This is a genomic window from Arthrobacter rhombi (assembly GCF_039526245.1).
Taxonomy (GTDB): Bacteria; Actinomycetota; Actinomycetes; order Actinomycetales; family Micrococcaceae; genus Arthrobacter_H; species Arthrobacter_H rhombi.
On the sequence record NZ_BAAAIV010000004.1, the window covers coordinates 339,856 to 359,321 of the forward strand.

Consider the following 19,466-nt stretch of genomic DNA (forward strand, 5'->3'; position numbering starts at 1 on the left):
TGGTGCCGTCTGTGGCGGTGATGCCTAGATGACGCCCAGGGCGAGCATCGCGTCGGCGACCTTGGTGAACGCGGCGATGTTGGCGCCGGCCACGTAGTTTCCGGGCTTGCCGTAGGCGTCGGCGGTGGTCGCACAGGTGGTGTGGATGCCGACCATGATCTCCTCGAGGCGGCGTTCGGTGTGTCCGAAGCTCCACGAGTCGCGGCTGGCGTTCTGCTGCATCTCCAGGGCGGAGGTGGCCACGCCGCCGGCGTTGGCTGCCTTGCCCGGGCCGAACAGCACGCCGGCGTCCTGGAAGATCTGGCTGGCATCGGCGGTGCACGGCATGTTCGCGCCTTCGGCGACGGCCACGATGCCGTACTCCACCAACCGCTTGGCGGCTTTGGCGTCGAGCTCGTTCTGCGTGGCGCTGGGCAGGGCGACGGTGGCGTCGACGTCCCAGACGCTGCCGGACTCGACATAGTCGACCTTGCTGCCGCGGCGGTCGACGTAGTCGCTGATGCGGCCTCGTTCGACCTCCTTGATCTCGCGCAGCAGGTCCACGTCGATCCCCGCCTCGTCGACGATGTATCCGCCGGAGTCCGACGCCGCAACGACCTTCGCGCCGAGCGTCTGGGCCTTGGCGATCGCGTTGATGGCCACGTTGCCCGAACCGGAGACGACCACCCGCTGGCCGTCGAAGCTGGCCCCCCGGGTCTTGAGCATTTCCTGGGCGAAGAGCACCGCGCCATAGCCGGTGGCCTCCGGGCGCAGCAGCGATCCGCCCCAGCCCATGCCCTTGCCGGTCAGCACACCGGATTCGTAGCGGTTGGTGATGCGCTTGTACTGGCCAAAGAGGTAGCCGATCTCGCGGCCGCCGACGCCGATGTCACCGGCCGGAACGTCGGTGTATTCGCCGATGTGGCGGTACAGCTCGGTCATGAACGACTGGCAGAAGCGCATGACCTCGGCGTCGGACTTGCCGCGCGGATCGAAGTCGGACCCGCCCTTGCCGCCGCCGATCGGCATGCCGGTCAACGCGTTCTTGAAGACCTGTTCGAAGCCCAGGAACTTCACGATGCCCAGGTACACCGACGGGTGGAAACGCAGCCCGCCCTTGTACGGGCCGAGCGCGGAGTTGAACTCCACGCGGAAACCGCGGTTGATCTGGGTCTTGCCGGCGTCATCGACCCACGGGACACGGAAGATGATCTGGCGTTCCGGTTCGCACATGCGCTGCAGGATGGCCGCGTCGGCGTATTCGGGGTGCTTGCCAATGACGACGTCGAGGCTCTCGAAGACCTCGGTCACGGCCTGGTGGAATTCGGATTCCCCCTGGTTGCGGTGGAAAACGTCCTCGCGGATATCGAGCAGATGCTGATCCAAGCGGTACTCCTTTGAACTTGAGGTGGGCGCGACGGCACCCATCGGGTGAGCGTCGGCGCTCCGGTAAGTACGATTGCACGCCGCCGCCCGCTGGACCCAACCGGTCGTAAAGATCCCCGGGGCCGTCCGTAACGTGGCCCCGGTCACCCGCAGCCCTAGCGGCGGCGCCCGAACTTGGGCTTCTGGAGCCTTTCCAGCAGGTCCTGCGCGCGTCCGGTCACCTGTTCCACGGTGCGCCCGACCGTCCGGCCGAGCTGCTGCGGGGCGTTCCCGGCCCCCGGAATCCCGGGCGATTCCCGGCCATCCGCCCCGGCTCTGACGGTGGCCGCCGGCTCCTGTTGCGCCTGCTGGGCTGCGCGGTACGACGCCGCTGCCTCCAAGGCACGTGCCGTCGCGTCCGCCGAGGTCTCCGGGGCAGACGCGGCCGGAACCAGGGTGTTGCCGATCGGCGGTGCCGTCTTGTACCCTGCGCGGCCGGACTCCGTCGGGGTGTGGTCCTGGGCGTCATGCCGGGGGAATCCCGAGAGCCAGGTCGCCGCGGGGTGCAGGGCCCCGGGCTCCACGGCGTAGATCCTCCGTTGCCCATCGGCCCGCATCCGCAAGACGCCTGCCTCGCGCAGGACCTTCAGGTGCTTGGAGACGGTCGGCTGGGATACCTCGAGGGCCTGGACCAGGTCGCCCACCGAGTTCTCGCCCTCCCGCAGCGCGTCGAGGATGCGGCGCCGGGTGGGATCTGCCAGGACGGAAAAGACATCGTCGGAAGTCATTTCATCACCCTATCTGCATATATCGTCCGGGGCATCGCCCCACGCGGTGACCTGCTCAGTCGAACCAGGGGTCCAGCCCGTAGAACGGGAAGATCTCCTTGCGGGTGGCCATGATCGTGCGGTCCACGGCGTCGGCGGGGTCATATCCGACTTCCCACGAGCGCCACCACAGATCCACGCCGTCGTTCATCAGCCGTGGCCCCTGCGCCCCGTAGCGTTCCAGCACATATTCCAGCCAGGGGGTGGGGACTTCGGTGCGCAACGGGACCGGCTGCCCGCCGGCGATGGCCACGAGGTGGCTCCAGGCGCGCGGGACCACGTCGATGAGGTTGTACCCGCCACCGCCGGTGGCTATCCAGCGGCCCTGGCAATGCTTCTGGGCCAGGTCGGAGATGTCCAGGGCGTTTTGGCGTTGCCCGTCGACGCTCAGTCGCAGGTTGCTCAGGTCATCGCCGCGATGCCCGTCGCAACCGTGTTGGCTGACGATGACCTCGGGGCCAAATGCCGCCACCAGTTGGGGGACGACGGCATGGAAGGCCCGCAGCCAACCGGCATCACCGGTTCCCGCGGGCAAGGCGACATTGACCGCGCCGCCCAGGGCCTCGGGGCCCCCGGCCTCGTTGGCGAAACCGGTTCCCGGGAACAACGACATGCCGGATTCGTGCAGGGAGATGGTCAGCACCCGCGGATCGTCCCAGAAGATCGACTGGGTGCCGTCGCCATGGTGGGCGTCCACGTCGATGTAGACCACCCGCTGGGTGCCACCATCGAGCAACCGCTGGATCGCCAGGGCCGCGTCGTTGTAGATGCAGAATCCGCTGGCCCTGCCCCGGGCAGCATGGTGCATGCCTCCGGCGAAGTTGACCACGTGCAGTGAGCGTTCGGCCAGGATCGATTCGGCCCCCTGGATCGATCCCCCGGCCAGCCGGGCGCTGGCGATGTGGATGTCGGCAAACGCCGGATCGTCTTCCGTTCCCAGGCCCCGCTGCTCATTGACCTCGCCCGGGTGCTCACCCGCGTGGCGCACTGCCGCAATGTAGTCCCGGTCGTGGACGGCGGCCAATTCGTCGTCGGTGGCGACCCGGGGCGGGAGCAGTGAGATGTTCCGGCGTTCGAGGATCCCCAGCCCCTCGATCATCCGCATGGTCAGGTCCAGACGCGAGGGGTGCATCGGGTGGCTGTCGCTAAAGCGGTACGACATCAGGTCCTCGCTCCAGAGGACCTCGGTGGGTGGTGACGGCGGTGTACTCATGCTCACCGGCTCAGGCTACGCGATCCGGCCGCCGGAGCTGTGATCGGCGTCGCTTCGGCGTTTGCCCACGGCCCAGACGACGTCGGGTGCTTTACTGTGGACAGTGCCGGGAAACGCCCGGAATCCACAGTTCCCGGAGCCGCCGCAGACCATGTCGTCCCCACCGCAACCCACGATGCTGACGTGGGCGAACGCCGTGCCGCGGTTCCTCCAGGGGTCCCGCGACTTCGTGGATGCCCTCGCCGCGACCTCACCGGCGCGTTTGGCCATCGTCGTCTTCGCGCTGGTCATTGCCCTGTTCACGACGATCCTGTCGCTGCCGGCAGCTTCCTCCAGCGGTGAATTCACCCCCTTGCACGACGCCTTGTTCACCGCCACATCGGCCGTCTGCGTCACGGGCCTGACCGTGGTTTCCACGGCGACGCACTGGTCGCTCTTTGGCCAGGTCATCATCATCCTGGGCATCTTCATGGGCGGTTTGGGCATCCTGACGCTGGCCTCCGTGCTCTCCCTGGCCGTCAGCAAGCGGTTGGGTGTGCGCGGTAAGCTCCGCGCCCAGGAGGCGATGAACATCCAGAATGTGGGGCGACTCGGCGAAGTCGGCACGCTGCTGCGCATCGTCATCACCACCTCGGTGACGATCGAGGCCCTGCTGGCCCTGGCGCTGGCCCCCCGATTCATCGTCCTGGGCGAACCCCTCGGCCGGGCCATCTGGCACGGCATCTTCTACGCCGTATCGGCCTTCAACAGCGCCGGTTTCACCCCACATTCCGACGGACTGGTCCCCTACGAGACCGACCTGTGGGTGCTGATCCCGTTGATGATCGGCGCCATCATCGGCTCCCTGGGCTTCCCGGTCCTGATGGTGCTCATCGTCTACCGGGGCAGCTACCGCAAATGGAACCTGCACACGAAGCTGACCATCGTCGTCTCCGGCATCCTGCTCTTCCTGGGCACCGTCGGTTGGGGGGCCATGGAGTGGAACAACCGCGAGACCATCGGAGGCATGGGCCTGTGGGACAAGCTCATCCACTCGTTCTTCGCCTCGGTGATGACGCGTTCGACGGGGTTCAACCTCGTCGACCAGAACCAGCTCGAGCCGTCGACCATGCTGCTGACCGATGCGCTCATGTTCGCCGGTGGCGGTTCGGCCTCGACCGCCGGTGGCATCAAGGTCACCACGATTGCCGTGATGTTCCTGGCGATCGTCGCCGAGGCCCGCGGCGATTCGGACATCCGTGCCTTCGGCCGGCGCATCCCGGAGAGCACCATGCGGGTGGCGATCTCCGTCGTCGTCCTCGGTGCCACCCTGGTCAGCGTCGCCACCGGCATGCTGTTGGGCATCAGCGGCCAGCCGCTGGACCGCGTGCTCTTCGATTCGATCTCGGCCTTCGCCACCGTAGGCCTGAGCACCGGCCTGGCCGCCGAACTTCCCCCGGAGGGCAAGTACGTGCTCTCCGCGCTCATGTTCGCCGGCCGCGTGGGCACGATTACACTGGCGACGGCGTTGAGCCTGCGCCAGCGCAACCAGCTCTACCACTACCCCGAAGAGAGGCCGATCATTGGCTGACAACAAATCTGACCACAACGCCCCCGTCCTGGTCATCGGGCTCGGACGTTTCGGCGCCGCCGTGGCAGAGCAGCTGGTCCGCCAGGGCCGCGAGGTCCTGGCGATCGAACGCAACCAGGAGCTCGTGCAGAAATGGGCGGGGACGCTGACCCATGTGGTGGAGGCCGATGCCACCAACGTCGATGCGCTGCGCCAGCTCGGCGCGCAGGACTTCACCTCGGCGGTCGTCGGCGTGGGCACCTCGATCGAGTCCTCCGTGCTGATCACCGTCAACCTGGTCGACCTCGGGGTGGAGCACCTCTGGGTCAAGGCGATCACCCCCTCGCACGGCAAGATCCTTTCCCGGATTGGCGCCAACCACGTGGTCTACCCCGAGGCGGACGCCGGCGTCCGCGCCGCCCACCTGGTCGGTGGCCGCATGCTGGACTTCATCGAATTCGACGACGGGTTCGCCATCGTGAAGATGTACCCGCCGAAGGAGACCCAGGGGTTCACCCTGGGCGAATCGCAGGTCAGGTCCAAGTACGGCGTGACGATCGTGGGCGTGAAATCACCCGGCGAGGACTTCACCTACGCACAGCCCGACACCAAGGTCACCCGGCGCGACGTGCTGATCGTTTCCGGGCACGTGGACCTGCTCGAACGGTTCGCCGCCCGCCCCTGACCGGACCGGCGGCGCCTGGGTGCGGGGTGCAGCCCCGGCTCAGCCGCCCAGTTCCTGCGTGATCTGTGCCGCCCGGTCGGCCGCCGCCCGGGCCCCGGAGGCAATGCCCTCCGGGATGCCGGCCGCGTCGAAGCCCTCGAGCGCCGCCTGGGTGGTCCCGTTCGGGCTGGTGACAGCCGTGCGCAGGGCCGAGGGGTCGGCGTGCGGATCATCGAGCATGGCACCGGCACCGGCGACCGTGGCCCGCGCCAGGTCGCGGGAGAGCCCGGCATCGAGCCCGAGCCGCTCCCCCGCCTGGGCCATCGCCTCGGCCAGGTAGAACACGTAGGCCGGCCCCGAACCGCTGACGGCCGAGACGGCATCCAGCTGGTCCTCGGCCACAACCCGCACCAGACCCGCCCCGGAAAAGAGCGTGACCACTGCGGCGACGTCTGCCTCGGAGGCCGAGGTTCCGCCGGCGAGGGCGACCACCCCCTGGCCGACCGTCAGGGGGGTATTGGGCATCGACCGCACCACCGGCTGCCCGGCGGGAAGCGCCGCCTCGATCATGGCGGTGGTCACGGCGGCTGCCACGCTGACGACGACGGTGTCGGGGGCGAGGGAGCCGGCGATGTCCCGGCAGGCATCCTGGATGCCGACCGGCTTGACGCCCAGGAAGACGACGTCGGCGTCCGTGACGGCCCTGCGGTTCGCGTCGGCGTTGTCGTGGGTGGCCAGTGCCAGCACGCCGGTGTCGTCGGCCAGCCGGGCGGCCTTGTCGGTCCCGCGGACGGTGGCGGTGATGTTGGAGGCGTCGAACCCGCTGGCCAGGATGCCCCGCAGGATCGCCCCGTTCATGTTGCCGGTGCCGATGAAGGCCAAGCGCTGGACGGTGCGGGTGCTGTTCGCGGACGTGTTCGAAGTAGACATGGCCCTATTTTTGCATGCCGGGCGACCCGACTTCAGGAGGCGTGCGTGCTCGAGTCAGCCGGGGCGTTGGCCGACGCGGGGGCCAGGTGCTCGCGGGCGAAACGCAGCGTTTCGGCCAGCCACTCCTCGCGCTCCCCGGCGCCCTTGGCCTTCCGCGTGGAGACCTCGACGACGACATGGCCATCCCACCCGCTGTCGCGCAGGTGCTGCATGGCGGCGATGACCGGCTGGGTGCCACGGCCGGGGACCAGGTGCTCGTCCTTGCCGTTGTCCAGGCCGTCGCAGAGGTGCACGTGGCTGAGCCGGTCGCCGAGTTCCCGCATGGCCTGGAACGAGTCCACGTTGGCGATGGCCGCGTGGGAGAAGTCCCAGGTCACGAAGTCGTAGGGCTGGGGTACGGGGTTCCAGTGCGGCAGGTACATCTTCGTCTCCCGGCCGCGGGCCCTCCAGGGGTACATGTTCTCGACGGCGATGCGCACACCGTGTTCGTCCATGATGCGCTTGACGCCGTCGGCAAAGCCGGTGGCGTAGCTTCCCTGCCACCGGAACGGCGGGTGGACCACGACGACGTCGCACCCCACTTGCCGGGCCATGGCCGCGGACTTTTCGATCTTCGACCAGGCTCCTCCCCACACCTGCTGGGTCAGCAACAGGGTCGGGGCATGGATCGCCAGGATCGGCTGGTCGTAGCGGGAACTGAGTTCATTGAGCTTGCGGGGGTCTTGCGAGAGGTGGTTTCCGGTCACCAGGACCTCGACGCCGTCGTACCCGAGGTCCCGCGAGACGGCAAAGGCATCGTGGACGTTCAGGGGGAACACCGATGCACTGGACAATCCGACCTGGACCGAATCCTTCGACATGACCTGGCTCCCTCTTCTCATTCGGCGGCACCGGCGGGCAAACCCGGCAGCTGTCCCAGTTCGACCTGGCCCACTCCCACGCTACTCCCCAGAGGTAACGGGCCGTCAAAGATCAGGTGATCAAACCGGCGCAGGATCAGCCCCTCACGCAGGGCCCACGGGCAAATGCGCACGGATTTGATGCCCAGCACGTTCATCGCCGCCGCGGCAACGATGGCACCGGCCAGCATCTGCGGGGCACGGATCTCCGAGACCCCCGGCAGTTCGCTGCGTTCCTGGGCGGTCATGGCCTCCAGCCGGCGGCCCCAGAGTTTCAGGTCCTCCAGCCGCAGCACGCGCTTGACGTGGATCCCGTCGGCACTGGGGGCCGATCCCGTGATCCGGGCCAGCGACCTGAAGGTCTTGGAGGTGGCGGTGACCAGGGTGGGACGCGGCCGTTCGGCGAGCAACGCCGCCGGCTCGGCCAGGGTCTCCTTGACGTAGGCCTTGAGCGCCTTCACATCCGCGGTGCGGGGCGGGTCCCCGGGCAGCCAGTCCCGGGTCAACCGGCCGGCCCCCAACGGCACGGAGAGCGCCAGCTCCGGGAATTCATCGGTGCCGTAGGCCATCTCGAAGGAACCGCCACCGATGTCCAGATCCAGGATGCGCTCCGAACTCCAGCCGAACCAGCGGCGGACCGCGTAGTACGTCATCCCCGCTTCCTGCTCACCCGAAAGCTCGGTCAGCCGGATCCCGGTTTCCTGCACCACCCGCTCGATGACCTCGGGGCCGTTGCTGGCGTTGCGGATCGCCGACGTGCAGAAGGCCAGCAGGTCCTCGGCCCGGTGCCGGGTCGCGAACTGCGAGGCCTCGTGGACGAAGTCCAGCAACTCGCGCTGCCCCTGCTCGGTGATCGCCCCTTCCTCGTCCAGGAACGCGACGAGGGAGAGCGGGCGCTTATGCGAGGCGAAGGCCGTGGGCCGGGCCCCCGGGTAGGCATCGATGAGCAGCAGATGCACCGTGTTCGAACCGATATCGAGGACGCCCAGTCGCATCGTGGCCCCGTCCGCGCTACTTCTTCTTCTTGGCGGCGGGCCGCTTGGCCGGGGCCTTGCCGGCGCCGCGTTTCACCGGTCCCTTGGCGCGCTTCTCGGCGAGCAGTTCAACGGCGTACTCACGCGTCAGGTCCTCGATGCTGGTGCCCCGGGGGACCGTGATGTTGGTGATGCCGTCGGTGATGTATTCACCGAAGCGCCCCTCCTTGACCACGATCGGCTTCTCGGAGACCGGGTCCGGACCGAATTCCGCCAGCGGAGGCGTCGCGGCACGCCCACCGCGCTGCTTGGGCTGCGAGTAGATCTCCAGTGCCTGCTCCAGCGTGATGGTGAAGATCTCCTCCTCGCTGCCGATCGAGCGCGAGTCGGTGCCCTTCTTCAGATACGGTCCGAAGCGGCCGTTCTGCACGGTGATCTCCACGCCCTCGGCATCGGCACCGAGGACCCGCGGCAGCGAGATGAGCTTCAGCGCGTCCTCGAGGGTGACGGTTTCCAGGGACATCGACTTGAACAGCGAACCGGTCCGCGGCTTGACCTTGGCGGGCTTCTTCGGCGGCTTGGGCTTGCCGTTCTTGTAGTACTCGACCGGCTGGGCGGCGAGCTCCTCTTCGGTGGGCTCGACGATGACCTCGGTCACGTACGGTCCGTAGCGGCCGTCCTTGGCGACGATTTCCCGCCCGGTTTCCGGGTCGGTCCCCAGGGCCTTCTCGGAGGGACCGGAGTTCTCCATCAGCTCGATGGCCTTTTCCACGGTGAGCTCGTCGGGGGCCAGGTCCTCGGGGACGTTGGCACGCTCGGGTTCGGTGCCCTCGGGGGCATCGGCCGGCAGCGGCCGCTCCAGGTAGGGGCCGAACTTGCCCACGCGCAGCACGATCCCGGGGGCGATGTCGATCGAGTTGATGGCCCGGGCGTCGATGTCGCCCAGGTTCTCCACGATGCCCTGCAGGCCGGTTCCCTCGGTGGCACCGAAGTAGAAGTCCTTCAGCCAGGCGGAGCGACCCTTGTGGCCCTTGGCGATCTCGTCCAGATCGTCTTCCAGCCGTGCGGTGAACCCGTAGTCCACGTACTTCGCGAAGTGCTCCTCGAGCAGGCGGATCACCGAGAAGGCGATCCAGCTCGGGACCAGGGCCCCGCCCCGCTTGGTGACATAACCGCGGTCCATGATGGTGGAGATCGTCGGAGCGAAGGTCGAGGGACGCCCGATTTCGCGTTCCTCCAGCTCGGCGACGATCGAGGCTTCCGTGTAGCGCGGCGGCGGGGAGGTCTCGTGGCCGCTGGCGGTGATCTCGGTGCCGTTCAGCGCATCACCGGAGGCCAGCTGCGGGAGCCGGCGTTCGGCGTCGTTCTCCGCTTCCTCCTGCGCGGAAATGTCCTTGCCTTCCTCGTAGGCGGCCAGGAATCCCCGGAAGGTGATGACGGTGCCGGAGGCCGAGAATTCGGCGCGCCGTCCGTCGGTGGCCTCGCCGGCCAGCCGGACGGAGGCGGTCGAGCCCTTGGCATCGGCCATCTGCGAGGCGACGGTGCGCTTCCAGATCAGCTCGTAGAGGCGGAACTCGTCGCCGCCGAGCTGGGACTTCACGTCGCGGGGGCGCCGGAAGGCATCGCCCGCGGGGCGGATGGCCTCGTGGGCCTCCTGCGCGCTGTCCGACTTCGACTTGTAGACGCGCGGCTTCGCGGGAACCGAATCCTGGCCGTACAGCTCCGCCGCCTGCTTGCGGGCAGCGTTCACCGCCTCGTTGGAGAGGAAGACCGAGTCGGTACGCATATAGGTGATATAGCCGTTTTCATACAGCCGCTGCGCCACCTGCATGGTCGATTTCGAAGACCAGCGCAGCTTGCGGGAGGCCTCCTGCTGCAGCGTCGAGGTCGTGAACGGCGCGGCCGGACGGCGGGTGTAGGGCTTGGTGTCGACGCTGGTGACGGCGAACGTGCTGTCCTGCAGACCGGTGGCCAGGGAGGTGGCGGCCGCCTCATCAAGATGCACGACGGCGGTGCCCGACTTCGGGGTCTTCAATCCACCGCGGTCATCGAAGTCGCGGCCGGAGGCAACCCGGCCTCCGTCGACGGCGACGAGCTTGGCGCGGAAGGATTCCCCCGCGCCCGTGGCGAATTCGCCGGCCAGGTCCCAATACGAGGCCGAGCGGAAGGCCATGCGTTCGCGTTCGCGCTCGACCACCAGACGGGTGGCCACGGACTGCACGCGGCCTGCGGAAAGGCCGCGGGCCACCTTGCGCCACAGCACCGGGGAGATCTCGTACCCATAGAGCCTGTCCAGCACACGCCGGGTTTCCTGGGCGTCGACCAAGTCGGTGTCGAGCTCACGGATGTTCTCCATGGCCCGGGCGATGCCCTCTTTGGTGATCTCGGTGAAGGCCAGCCGGTACACCGGGACCTTGGGCTTCAGGACCTGCAACAGGTGCCACGCGATGGCCTCGCCCTCGCGGTCCGCATCGGTTGCCAGATAGAGTTCGTCGGCATCCTTGAGCTCGGCCTTGAGCTCGGACACCTTCTTCTTCTTATCCGGATAGACCACGTAATACGGCTCGAAGTCGTTCTCCAGGTCGACGGCGAACTTCCCCACGGGCGACTTCTTCAGCTCCGCCGGCAGCTCCGAAGGCTGCGGAAGATCCCGGATGTGACCGACGGATGCGTCCACGACGAAGCCATCGCCCAGGTACTTGGCGATGGACTTGCTCTTGGCCGGTGACTCGACGATCACGAGTTTCTTGCCGGTTTTTTCCTTGGCCTTGGCGGGCACAACACTCCTATTTGCAGCTGACGGCACGCCAAACGGGGCGCGCCTGCTCATTCTTGCACTAGGTTAGCCGGTCCGGGGCCACCCACCGCAAGCCGCGCGACCAGGTGTGGCCAACGCCGCGTTCTACGGATCAGTTGTCGGCACCACGCTTTTCGGGCAGGAACGAGAGCATGTAGTAGACGCGTTCGCCTTCCACACCCCGCTCCTCCGGCTCGGCCATCGCCTCGTATTCGTCAACGAGTGCGTACACGCGTTTGGCGAACTCATCCTGGAGTTCCTTGCGCAGGAAGACCATGCCCGTGGTCAGGACCGGGGCACGACCCGGAGCAGGCTCGATTCCCGCCTTGCGTTCGGCATCGCGTCGGTTGATCTCGGCGGTCAGGCGTTCACGAAAGGCATTGAGCTGGACGTTGAGGAACGCATTCTTCGCCGCGATGGAATCGGTCAGCGAGCCAACCACCAGCTGGTCCCCCGCTGCCTTCCATCGGCGTTCGCGGCCGTCGCCCTCGCTGGCGGCGCGCTCGACATAGCCGTATTTCTCCAGCGCACGCAGGTGGTAGCTCATCGCGCTCGGGGTGAGGTTGCACCGCGAGGCCAGTTCGGTGGCCGTTCGGGTTGCCTGGGAGGCGAAGAGTTCCTCCAGGACCTCCAGACGCGCCTCGTGGGCCAGGGCCCTGATGGCCTGCGGGTCGCTGATGACCACCGGATTGTCCGTATGTCGTCGGATGCCCGCGTCGTCTGGCGGGCTCCCCACGGATGTGTTCTGCGTCATGTGGAAAAACTTTAGCCTTTGTTTCGCATTTCCGTGAGGAACCCCTGTGTAACGAGTCGGCCAACACTGGCCAGTAGGTCCTCAAAGGTCTCCTCGGGGTCACCCTCGACCAGCGACGCCACGGCCCGCGCCAAGACTCCGGCACTGTATTCACCATCGCAAGCGGAGACGAATCCGGCCTCCGCCGAGGACAGCAGCGTGGTCCGCCTCAGGCCCGCACCTTGGCGCAGGAGAATGACCCCGGGGTGCTCTGCGCCCGGGCGCTGGTGCCGCTCCTCGGTGACATCGTCGGCCACCGTGAGCAGCAGATCGGCCACGTCGCGGTGGGCCAGTGAGTCAACGGCGTCGATCTGGGCACCCAGGTAGGGGCCGATGGGCTGCTCGACCGGATGGGAGATCTCTTCGAATCGAACACCGAAGGGTTTCTGGCCGGGCACCGCCGGACGGCGCAACCACAGCATCCCAAACCCGATCTCCGCCACGTCCCGGGTCGCGAAATCCGCCAGGTAGTCGGCATAGGCGGCATCGTAGGCTGCGCGGTCCCGCCCCTGGGAGGCATCGCGCAGCCAGGTTTCCGCGTAGAGCGCCGGTTCGGTCCGGTCCCGCTGGATGAACCAGGCCTCCGTCCCCTCGCGCACCCAGGACCTCGGGCGCCGGCTCCAATCATCAGGTGTTTTGTCACTGGAAGACTTATCTCCTATCTTGTCGTCCAGGCTGTCGCCAGTAGCGGCCTCCACGGGTGGCTCGGTGATCTCCCAGTTCGCCAGCATCTGCGCCTCGCCGCCCGGGGCCAGCACCTCCGGGAGTCCACGCACCAGCGCCTCGACGAGCGAATCACCGGCCATGCCTCCGTCCCGGTAGGTGAACTGGTCTTCCGAACTCTCACCCTCATGTCGCGGGGTGATCACGAATGGCGGGTTCGAGACCACCAGGTCGAAATGCTCCCCCTGCACGGGCTCCAGGAGCGAACCCAGCCGAAGCTGCACGCGGTCCTCGAGCCGGGCCGGGTCCACATGGAGTGCGCGGTGGTTGAGCAGGAGGTTGAAACGGGTGAACGCCAGCGCGCGCTGCGAGATGTCGGTCGCCACGACCTGGCGGCAGTGGGGCAGGAGATGGAATAGCTGGATCCCGCAGCCGGTCCCCAGATCCAGGGCACATTCCACGGGCCTCCTGATCACTGCCTGGGCCAAGGTCAACGAGGCCCGGCCAATGCCGAGCACGTGGTCATGTCCGAGCACTCCCGGCCGCTGGTGGGCACCCAGGTCGCTGGCCACCCAGACCTCCGCATCCGCGTCGCTGGCATGTGGACGGACGTCCACGGCAGCCCGGAACAGACCGTCAGCGGGCTCGATCAGTCCGAGCTGCTCGGCTCCGGCGGCGCCCAGGCCCGGGAGGGCAGCGTCGATCTGGTCGCGTTCCACCGTCATGCCCAGCAGCCAGAGCCTGACCAGGTACACCAGCGGGGCGGGCTCCCCGCGGGTGATGGCATCGTCGATGACCAGCATCGCCGGGACCGTCTGGTCGCGCCCGAGCGCCTCGTGGGCGCTCTCGCCCAGGAGAGCGGTGACGGCATCATGGTGGTAGCGAGCGGCACGCAGGTCGGCGGCCAGCGTGTCCAGCAATTCCTGGTCATCGCTGCGTGGGGCATGGTCGATGACGGCGAAGGCATCCGTAGTATTCACGCTGCAGAGCTTAGTGGCCGATAGGCTGCCGATGCACTGCCCACCACACGCCCCCAGGAGCTGCCATGCCCCACGTCACGACGACATCGTTGCAGATGCTCTCCCCCGACGCCGTCCATCCGCCGTCTCGGACGCTGCCGCCGCAGTGCCGGATTGACCGTGTCCCGGACATCACCCCCGAATTCAGCAAGTTCCTGTACAGGTCGGTGGGCAGCAGCTGGAACTGGGCAGATCGACTGCCCCTGACACGCGGCGAATGGGCGGAAGCCATCCACCGGTCCGGAAGCGAAACGTGGGTCCTCACGGTCGATGGAGCCCCCGGCGGCTATGCGGAACTGGCGGGCACGCCCGATGGGGTGGTGGAGATCGTCTATTTCGGGCTGCTTCCCGAACAACTCGGGCGCGGACTCGGCGGTCCGCTGCTGGCGGAGGTCACCGCTCGCGCCTGGGACCTGCACACCAGGTGCCCTGACATCGCCCCCATCCAGCGTGTCTGGGTCCACACCTGCTCCCTGGATGGCCCCGCCGCGCTGGCCAATTACCTGGCCCGCGGTTTCGAGACGTTTGCCGTCGAGGAGGCCGCTCAGGAAATCGTCGATGCCTCCACGGCCTGGTGGCCTGAGGCATAGCAATCGGGGCAAAGCCGCAGCGCGTCATCTGCCGCGCACTCGGGGCAGAACAACCGCAACTTGCGGCAGGACGGGGTAGCGCAGTTCTCGAACTTGTTCGTCGGGGCCTCGCATCCCACGCATCGTCCGACGGTGACCGCGTCCGGGGTGAATTCCAGGTGCATGCGCCGGTCGAAGACGTAGAGCGAGCCCTCCCATAGCCCCTTGTCACCGTACTTTTCGCCGTACCGGGCGATCCCGCCCTTGAGCTGGTAGACCTCACGGAAACCGCGGTTGACCATCAGCGAGGAGAGCACCTCGCAGCGGATGCCCCCGGTGCAATAGGTCACCACCGGTTTGTCCTTGAGCTCGTCGTACTTCCCGGAGTCCAGCTCCCGGATGAAGTCGTGCGTGGTCTCCACCTGGGGCACCACGGCGTCCTTGAACTTGCCGATCTGCGCTTCGAAGGCGTTGCGCCCGTCGAAGAACACCACCTCTTCGCCGGTCGCGCGCCGGCTGTCCACCAGTTCGTGCACCTGCTCGGGAGTCAGGTGCCGGCCGCCACCCTGCACCCCATCCCCCGTCACGGTGAGTTCGCCAGGGGCTCCGAAGGAAACGATCTCGTCGCGGACCTTGACCGATATCCGGGGAAAGTCCTCGGCCGAGCCGTCACTCCACTTGATGTCCATCCGATGGAAGGCCGGATATTCCCGCGTGGCTTTCACATACTGCTTGACGGCTCGAATCTCTCCGCCGGCGGTGCCGTTGATCCCGTCCTTCGAAATCAGAATGCGCCCCCGCAGCCCCCACTGTTCGAGCAGCGAGCGCTGCCAGAGGCGGATGGCCTCAGGGTCGGGAAGTGGGCTGAAGGCGTAGAAGAGAACGATGCGATGCTGGGCCATCCCTTAAGGGTAATGCGCGCGGACGAGTCCGGCTGTGCCGCCGTCGTCCCGGGGTTTTCACGCCCTATCGGTGACGACGCGGGAGGATGTTAACAATTCACTACAGAATGGAAACTGTTACGGAACCGGCTCCCACCATGCACCACTCACCGGGTAGTGTCGGGAACATGGGATCGACTGCGAACGACAATCTGATTGGCACCTGGGTCACCGGTTGGGTGGGTGCACGCGGCTATGAAAGCCGCCAGGAAGGGCGCGTCCACGCTGCCCTCCGCCACGACACCAGCGGAGACTGGGAATACATCATCCATGAGCCCAGTTCCGAAGAACTCGTGGCCGTCGGCGAGACCCTGAACAAGCACCCCGCACGCCGACTCACCGCCGTCACCGGCGACTCGCAGTCGATGGGTGATGCTGCCCGTGCAGCCGGTCTGAGCGTTGTCGCATCGGACGAGGCTTTGATGGTCGCCGACATGACCGGCCAGGACGTCGAGTCCCCGCTCCCGGCTGAGGGTTTCACGATCGAGACCGAACGCGACGGCAAGCACTCCTACGTTTCCATCCATCTTGAATCCGATCCGGAGGTCGTCGCTGCCAGCGGACATGTCGCGGTAGTCGAGGAATTCGCCGTGTTCGACCGGATCATCACGGCCCCGGACTTCCGCCGCAAGGGCCTCGGCAGCCTGGTCATGCGCTCACTGGTGTCCCTCGCCCTCGAACACGATGTCGAGGAGGGCCTGCTGGTCGCCTCGGTAGACGGCCAGGCGCTCTACCAGTTCCTGGGTTGGACCCCGATCGGCACCATCGTGCAGCTTGAAGGCAAGCGGGACTGAGCCCGCCCACTTTGTCGGTCATCGATGCCACAATGATGCGGTGACCGAACACCATCCACTCATCGCCCAGCTGGGCCACGGCGTCTCCCCCGAGGCGCTGACGCATGTTCGCGTCGTCCCGGCGCGCGAGGCCGTGCACGGCCCGTGGCCCGAGTGGGTCCATCCCGAGGTATCCGATGCCTTTGGGCGCTCCGGCGCGGCGCGTCCTTGGCTTCACCAGGTGCAGGCAGCCATGAGTGCCCACGAGGGCCACCACACGATCGTGGCGACAGGGACGGCATCGGGAAAATCACTCGCCTATCTGCTCCCGACCCTGGATGCGATCCACCGGGCCGAACTCGATCAGACGGTGACGCTGCAGGCCAGCGGAGCCGTCGTTCTGTATCTGTCTCCGACCAAGGCCCTGGCCGCGGACCAGCAATCGGCCCTGGCTGGGCTGCGCCTGCCGACGCTCAAGGTCGCCACCTATGACGGTGACACCGAGCCCGGCGAACGCCGTTGGATCCGCGACCATGCGAACTTTGTGCTGACGAACCCCGACATGTTGAATTTCGGCATCCTTCCGAACCACCCAGCCTGGGCCCGCTTCTTCCGACGCCTGTCCTACGTCATCGTCGATGAGGCCCACAGCTACCGGGGCGTCTTTGGTTCCCATGTGGCGAACCTCCTGCGACGGCTCCGGCGAATCTGCGACCACTATGGTGCGAGCCCGGTGTTCATCGGAGCCTCCGCGACCAGTTCCGAACCGGGGCAGTCCTTCGGCCGGCTCATCGGCGACGAGGCAGTGGAAGTGACCACCGACTTTTCCCCGCACGGACAAACTGTCGTCGCCCTGTGGGAGCCTCCACTCACCGATTCCCGCGGCGAGAATGGCGCACCTGTGCGGCGAACCGTCATCGCGGAGACCGCTGACTTGCTGGCCAACCTGGTCAGTGGGCAGGTCCGCACCATCGCCTTCATCAAGTCACGACGCGGGGCGGAGACCATCTCCACCATCTCCAGGCGTCTGGTGGACGAGGTGCACCCGAGCCTCCCCGGCCGGATCGCCGCCTACCGCTCTGGGTACCTCCCCGAGGAACGGCGGACTCTGGAACGTCAATTGCGCAGCGGCGAGCTGCTGGGGATCGCCTCGACCTCGGCGCTGGAACTGGGTATCGACGTGGCCGGGCTGGACACCGTGTTGGTGGCCGGGTGGCCGGGGACCAGGGCCTCCTTCTTCCAGCAGATCGGTCGCGCCGGGCGGGCCGGTCAAGATGCCTTGGCCGCATTCGTGGCCAGTGACGACCCGTTGGATACCTATCTGGTCCACCACCCGGAGGCGATCTTCGATGTTTCGGTCGAGGCCACCGTCTTCGACCCCTCGAACCCCTACGTATTGGGCCCGCACCTTTGCGCAGCTGCCGCCGAACAGCCGCTGCGCGTCGATGAGGTCCCGCTCTTCGGGCCCACTGCGGCCGGCCTCCTCGACTCGCTGGTCGAACGCGGCTACCTGCGGCGCCGGCCATCGGGCTGGTTCTGGACCCACCCCGAGAGTGCCGCCTCCATGGTGAACCTGCGCGCTGACGGGGGTGGGCCGATGAATATCATCGATGCCCAGACCGGCGCACTGCTCGGGACCATGGACTCACCACAAACCCAGTACCAGGCACACACCGGAGCCGTTTACGTCCACCAGGGGTCGACCTACGTGGTGGAAGAACTCAACGAACGGGACCACTGCGTCTTGGTGAACCGGGCGACTCCCGACTACTACACCCAAGCCCGGGACATCACCACCATCGACGTGCTCGAGGTCCACCGGACCCACGACTGGGGCCCGACACAGGTGCACTTCGGTGACGTGAAGGTCACCACCCAAGTGGTCTCCTTCCAGCGCAAAGCGGTGGCCAGCAACGAGGTGTTGGGTGAGGAGCCCTTGGAGCTCGACGCCCGGGACCTCTTCACCAAGGCCATCTGGTTCACGGTTCCCGAGCGGGAGATGGCGAGTGCGGGGATCCTGCCCGATGCCGCACCCGGCGCCCTGCACGCCGCAGAACATGCCGCGATTGGCATGCTTCCGTTGGTGGCGTCCAGCGACCGCTGGGATATCGGCGGCGTATCCACCGCACTGCATATGGATACCGGCATGCCGACCATTTTCGTTTATGACGGCTACCCGGGCGGCGCCGGCTTCGTTGAACGCGCGTTTGAACGGGTGACCACGTGGCTCAGCGCAACCCGCGAAGCGATCATGGCCTGCGAGTGCGATGCCGGCTGCCCCTCGTGTGTCCAATCGCCCAAGTGCGGCAACAGGAACAACCCCCTGGACAAGGCCGGTGCCGTCACCTTGCTGGGGCTGTTGTTGCGTCACGCACGGCTTGAAAGGAACTAACCGGGCCGCTCCAGGGCCCGGTGGGTGGCCCGGCCCGGGACCGGCCCGTGCCATCGAGTCCCCAGCCGGACAGCCATTGAGTTCCGGGGCCCGCCGCCACGGAGGTCCAGACATCGACGATGACTCCGCCGGGCCCGGTCCTGCGGCAATCCACCAGCACGGCACCGTTGCGTGCCACAACCTCCGCGGCAACACCGCAAGGCTCCCCCGCAGACAATCCCCGTGCGGTGTCGGCGGCAGCCAGTGCGGCCAGATCCGCGGCGCTGGCTGCCCTGCCCGCAGCCGAGACTGCGGCCGTGATCGCCAGGACCAGCAGTATCGCGAAGACCGCGGCGGCGACGAGTGCCACCACCAGCACGGTCCCCGAGCCACTTTGCGTGGGGACCGGTGCGGTCACGGGCTGCCGGGCATGCCGCGTCTCGCCGTCCGATGCTGCCACCTGCCTACTCACCTGCTTCTTCGGGTTTGGCTTCTGCCCGTGCGGAGAGGACGAGTAGCTCGGCCCCGCCAAACCATGGAAGCGTGAATCGGGTACTGACCTCCACCCGTTGGTAGGGGCCCGCCGTCCCGATGCTGATGCGCGCCGCATCCCCGGCCAGCCGATGTCCGGTCTCAAGCGCCGCGGCGGGGGGCTCGCCGCGGGCAATTTCCCGGGCCGTCGCCCGTGCCGCCTGTTCCAGCCGAACCTGGGTGGTCCCGCAGATGCCGACTCCCAAGGCCAGCGAGAGAAGGGCAGCCACGGCCGGCAGCAGCACGGCGAACTCCGCCGTGCTGCTGCCGCGTTGGTTGGTGAATGGCATGATCCGGGCCTAAAAGGACAGGGCCTGCCGGACCAGCCCCATCAGCAGTTCGCGGACGTCGCCACTGCTGAGGATGCTGACCAGCAGGCCGGCAAACCCAACTGCTGCCAGGGCGACGATCGCGAATTCCGCAGTGGCGATGCCGTCCTCGCCCGTCCCGCGCGTGGTTTCGTGATCCTCGACTTCCGACGGACCGGTGGTGGACGGTTGGTTCTCATTCATGCTCTTCCTGCTTTCCATCGATGCGGGCCCCGCGTCGGGGCTTGCATCCACTGTCATGCGTTCCGCTGCCGGGCGGCCATGGCCCTCGAGGGGATCT

General features: G+C 67.2%; 18 protein-coding genes. 5 read left to right on the plus strand and 13 right to left on the minus strand.

The annotated features are described in order from the left end of the window. Positions 1–24: 24 nt before the first annotated feature. The 3 genes from gdhA to ABD088_RS04110 form a co-directional block, all read right to left on the minus strand. Positions 25–1,365: an NADP-specific glutamate dehydrogenase gene (gene gdhA / locus ABD088_RS04100; RefSeq protein ID WP_343900253.1), complete on the minus strand. Its 1,341-nt coding sequence runs from the start codon at positions 1,363–1,365 to the stop codon at positions 25–27. A gap of 155 nt (positions 1,366–1,520) precedes the next feature. Next, positions 1,521–2,132 carry an ArsR/SmtB family transcription factor gene (locus ABD088_RS04105; protein ID WP_343900255.1) on the minus strand — a complete coding sequence of 204 codons (612 nt, stop codon included), beginning with the start codon at positions 2,130–2,132 and terminating at the stop codon, positions 1,521–1,523. A 55-nt stretch (positions 2,133–2,187) separates the two neighbouring features. Next, positions 2,188–3,384 (minus strand): acetoin utilization protein AcuC, encoded by a 1,197-nt coding sequence (locus ABD088_RS04110; RefSeq protein ID WP_343900386.1) that lies wholly within the window; start codon positions 3,382–3,384, stop codon positions 2,188–2,190. A 175-nt stretch (positions 3,385–3,559) separates the two neighbouring features. On the opposite strand from ABD088_RS04110, the gene ABD088_RS04115 reads away from it, so the two are divergent. Continuing rightward, a complete protein-coding gene (locus ABD088_RS04115; protein WP_343900387.1) occupies positions 3,560–4,954 on the plus strand; it encodes a TrkH family potassium uptake protein in 1,395 nt (464 codons plus the stop codon). Beyond that, complete coding sequence (locus tag ABD088_RS04120; RefSeq protein WP_343900257.1) at positions 4,947–5,618, plus strand: potassium channel family protein; 672 nt, start codon at positions 4,947–4,949, stop codon at positions 5,616–5,618. Before ABD088_RS04115 ends, ABD088_RS04120 begins: the two co-directional genes overlap by 8 nt. A gap of 39 nt (positions 5,619–5,657) precedes the next feature. On the opposite strand, the gene proC is transcribed toward ABD088_RS04120, so the two are convergent. The 6 genes from proC to ABD088_RS04150 form a co-directional block, all read right to left on the minus strand. Further along, positions 5,658–6,527: a pyrroline-5-carboxylate reductase gene (gene proC, locus ABD088_RS04125; RefSeq protein ID WP_343900259.1), complete on the minus strand. Its 870-nt coding sequence runs from the start codon at positions 6,525–6,527 to the stop codon at positions 5,658–5,660. A 32-nt stretch (positions 6,528–6,559) separates the two neighbouring features. Next, on the minus strand, positions 6,560–7,387 hold the full coding sequence (locus tag ABD088_RS04130) for a sugar phosphate isomerase/epimerase family protein (RefSeq protein ID WP_343900260.1): 828 nt from the start codon (positions 7,385–7,387) through the stop codon (positions 6,560–6,562). Positions 7,388–7,404: 17 nt separating this feature from the next. Beyond that, complete coding sequence (locus ABD088_RS04135; protein WP_343900261.1) at positions 7,405–8,421, minus strand: Ppx/GppA family phosphatase; 1,017 nt, start codon at positions 8,419–8,421, stop codon at positions 7,405–7,407. 16 nt (positions 8,422–8,437) lie between these two features. Beyond that, positions 8,438–11,179 (minus strand): type I DNA topoisomerase, encoded by a 2,742-nt coding sequence (topA, locus tag ABD088_RS04140; protein WP_343900262.1) that lies wholly within the window; start codon positions 11,177–11,179, stop codon positions 8,438–8,440. Positions 11,180–11,309: 130 nt separating this feature from the next. Beyond that, a complete protein-coding gene (locus tag ABD088_RS04145; protein ID WP_343900263.1) occupies positions 11,310–11,951 on the minus strand; it encodes an ArsR/SmtB family transcription factor in 642 nt (213 codons plus the stop codon). An 11-nt stretch (positions 11,952–11,962) separates the two neighbouring features. Continuing rightward, positions 11,963–13,633 carry a DUF7059 domain-containing protein gene (locus tag ABD088_RS04150; protein WP_343900265.1) on the minus strand — a complete coding sequence of 557 codons (1,671 nt, stop codon included), beginning with the start codon at positions 13,631–13,633 and terminating at the stop codon, positions 11,963–11,965. 65 nt (positions 13,634–13,698) lie between these two features. Here ABD088_RS04150 and ABD088_RS04155 point away from each other — a divergent pair, with 65 nt between their 5' ends. Next, positions 13,699–14,262 (plus strand): GNAT family N-acetyltransferase, encoded by a 564-nt coding sequence (locus ABD088_RS04155; protein WP_343900267.1) that lies wholly within the window; start codon positions 13,699–13,701, stop codon positions 14,260–14,262. On the opposite strand, the gene trhO is transcribed toward ABD088_RS04155, so the two are convergent. Next, the gene (gene trhO, locus ABD088_RS04160) at positions 14,217–15,143 is read right to left on the minus strand and encodes an oxygen-dependent tRNA uridine(34) hydroxylase TrhO (RefSeq protein WP_343900269.1); all 927 of its coding nucleotides are present in this window, start codon (positions 15,141–15,143) and stop codon (positions 14,217–14,219) included. The two genes, ABD088_RS04155 and trhO, sit on opposite strands and share 46 nt — an antisense overlap. Positions 15,144–15,310: 167 nt before the next feature. Between trhO and ABD088_RS04165 the strand changes: the two genes are divergently transcribed. Continuing rightward, a complete protein-coding gene (locus tag ABD088_RS04165; RefSeq protein ID WP_343900270.1) occupies positions 15,311–15,976 on the plus strand; it encodes a GNAT family N-acetyltransferase in 666 nt (221 codons plus the stop codon). A gap of 40 nt (positions 15,977–16,016) precedes the next feature. Continuing rightward, the gene (locus ABD088_RS04170) at positions 16,017–18,347 is read left to right on the plus strand and encodes a DEAD/DEAH box helicase (protein WP_343900272.1); all 2,331 of its coding nucleotides are present in this window, start codon (positions 16,017–16,019) and stop codon (positions 18,345–18,347) included. Here ABD088_RS04170 and ABD088_RS04175 read toward each other — a convergent pair. From ABD088_RS04175 to ABD088_RS04185, 3 genes are read right to left on the minus strand one after another with little or no spacing between them, the layout of a single operon-like run. Further along, a complete protein-coding gene (locus tag ABD088_RS04175) occupies positions 18,298–18,786 on the minus strand; it encodes an Rv3654c family TadE-like protein (protein WP_343900274.1) in 489 nt (162 codons plus the stop codon). The two genes, ABD088_RS04170 and ABD088_RS04175, sit on opposite strands and share 50 nt — an antisense overlap. 4 nt (positions 18,787–18,790) lie before the next feature. Further along, positions 18,791–19,147, minus strand: a complete 357-nt coding sequence (locus ABD088_RS04180; protein WP_343900275.1) for a TadE family type IV pilus minor pilin — start codon at positions 19,145–19,147, stop codon at positions 18,791–18,793. Positions 19,148–19,156: 9 nt separating this feature from the next. Beyond that, the gene (locus ABD088_RS04185; protein ID WP_343900276.1) at positions 19,157–19,369 is read right to left on the minus strand and encodes a DUF4244 domain-containing protein; all 213 of its coding nucleotides are present in this window, start codon (positions 19,367–19,369) and stop codon (positions 19,157–19,159) included. Positions 19,370–19,466: the final 97 nt, after the last annotated feature.

Excerpts from the sequence above, each read along its gene's own strand:
- ABD088_RS04105 (WP_343900255.1), bottom strand. The coding sequence starts at position 2,132 with ATGACTTCCGACGATGTCTTTTCCGTCCTGGCAGATCCCACCCGGCGC.
- ABD088_RS04110 (WP_343900386.1), bottom strand. The coding sequence starts at position 3,384 with ATGAGTACACCGCCGTCACCACCCACCGAGGTCCTCTGGAGCGAGGAC.
- ABD088_RS04115 (WP_343900387.1), top strand. The coding sequence starts at position 3,560 with ATGCTGACGTGGGCGAACGCCGTGCCGCGGTTCCTCCAGGGGTCCCGC.
- proC (WP_343900259.1), bottom strand. The coding sequence starts at position 6,527 with ATGTCTACTTCGAACACGTCCGCGAACAGCACCCGCACCGTCCAGCGC.
- ABD088_RS04130 (WP_343900260.1), bottom strand. The coding sequence starts at position 7,387 with ATGTCGAAGGATTCGGTCCAGGTCGGATTGTCCAGTGCATCGGTGTTC.
- ABD088_RS04135 (WP_343900261.1), bottom strand. The coding sequence starts at position 8,421 with ATGCGACTGGGCGTCCTCGATATCGGTTCGAACACGGTGCATCTGCTG.
- ABD088_RS04145 (WP_343900263.1), bottom strand. The coding sequence starts at position 11,951 with ATGACGCAGAACACATCCGTGGGGAGCCCGCCAGACGACGCGGGCATC.
- ABD088_RS04155 (WP_343900267.1), top strand. The coding sequence starts at position 13,699 with ATGCCCCACGTCACGACGACATCGTTGCAGATGCTCTCCCCCGACGCC.
- trhO (WP_343900269.1), bottom strand. The coding sequence starts at position 15,143 with ATGGCCCAGCATCGCATCGTTCTCTTCTACGCCTTCAGCCCACTTCCC.
- ABD088_RS04165 (WP_343900270.1), top strand. The coding sequence starts at position 15,311 with ATGGGATCGACTGCGAACGACAATCTGATTGGCACCTGGGTCACCGGT.
- ABD088_RS04180 (WP_343900275.1), bottom strand. The coding sequence starts at position 19,147 with ATGCCATTCACCAACCAACGCGGCAGCAGCACGGCGGAGTTCGCCGTG.
- ABD088_RS04185 (WP_343900276.1), bottom strand. The coding sequence starts at position 19,369 with ATGAATGAGAACCAACCGTCCACCACCGGTCCGTCGGAAGTCGAGGAT.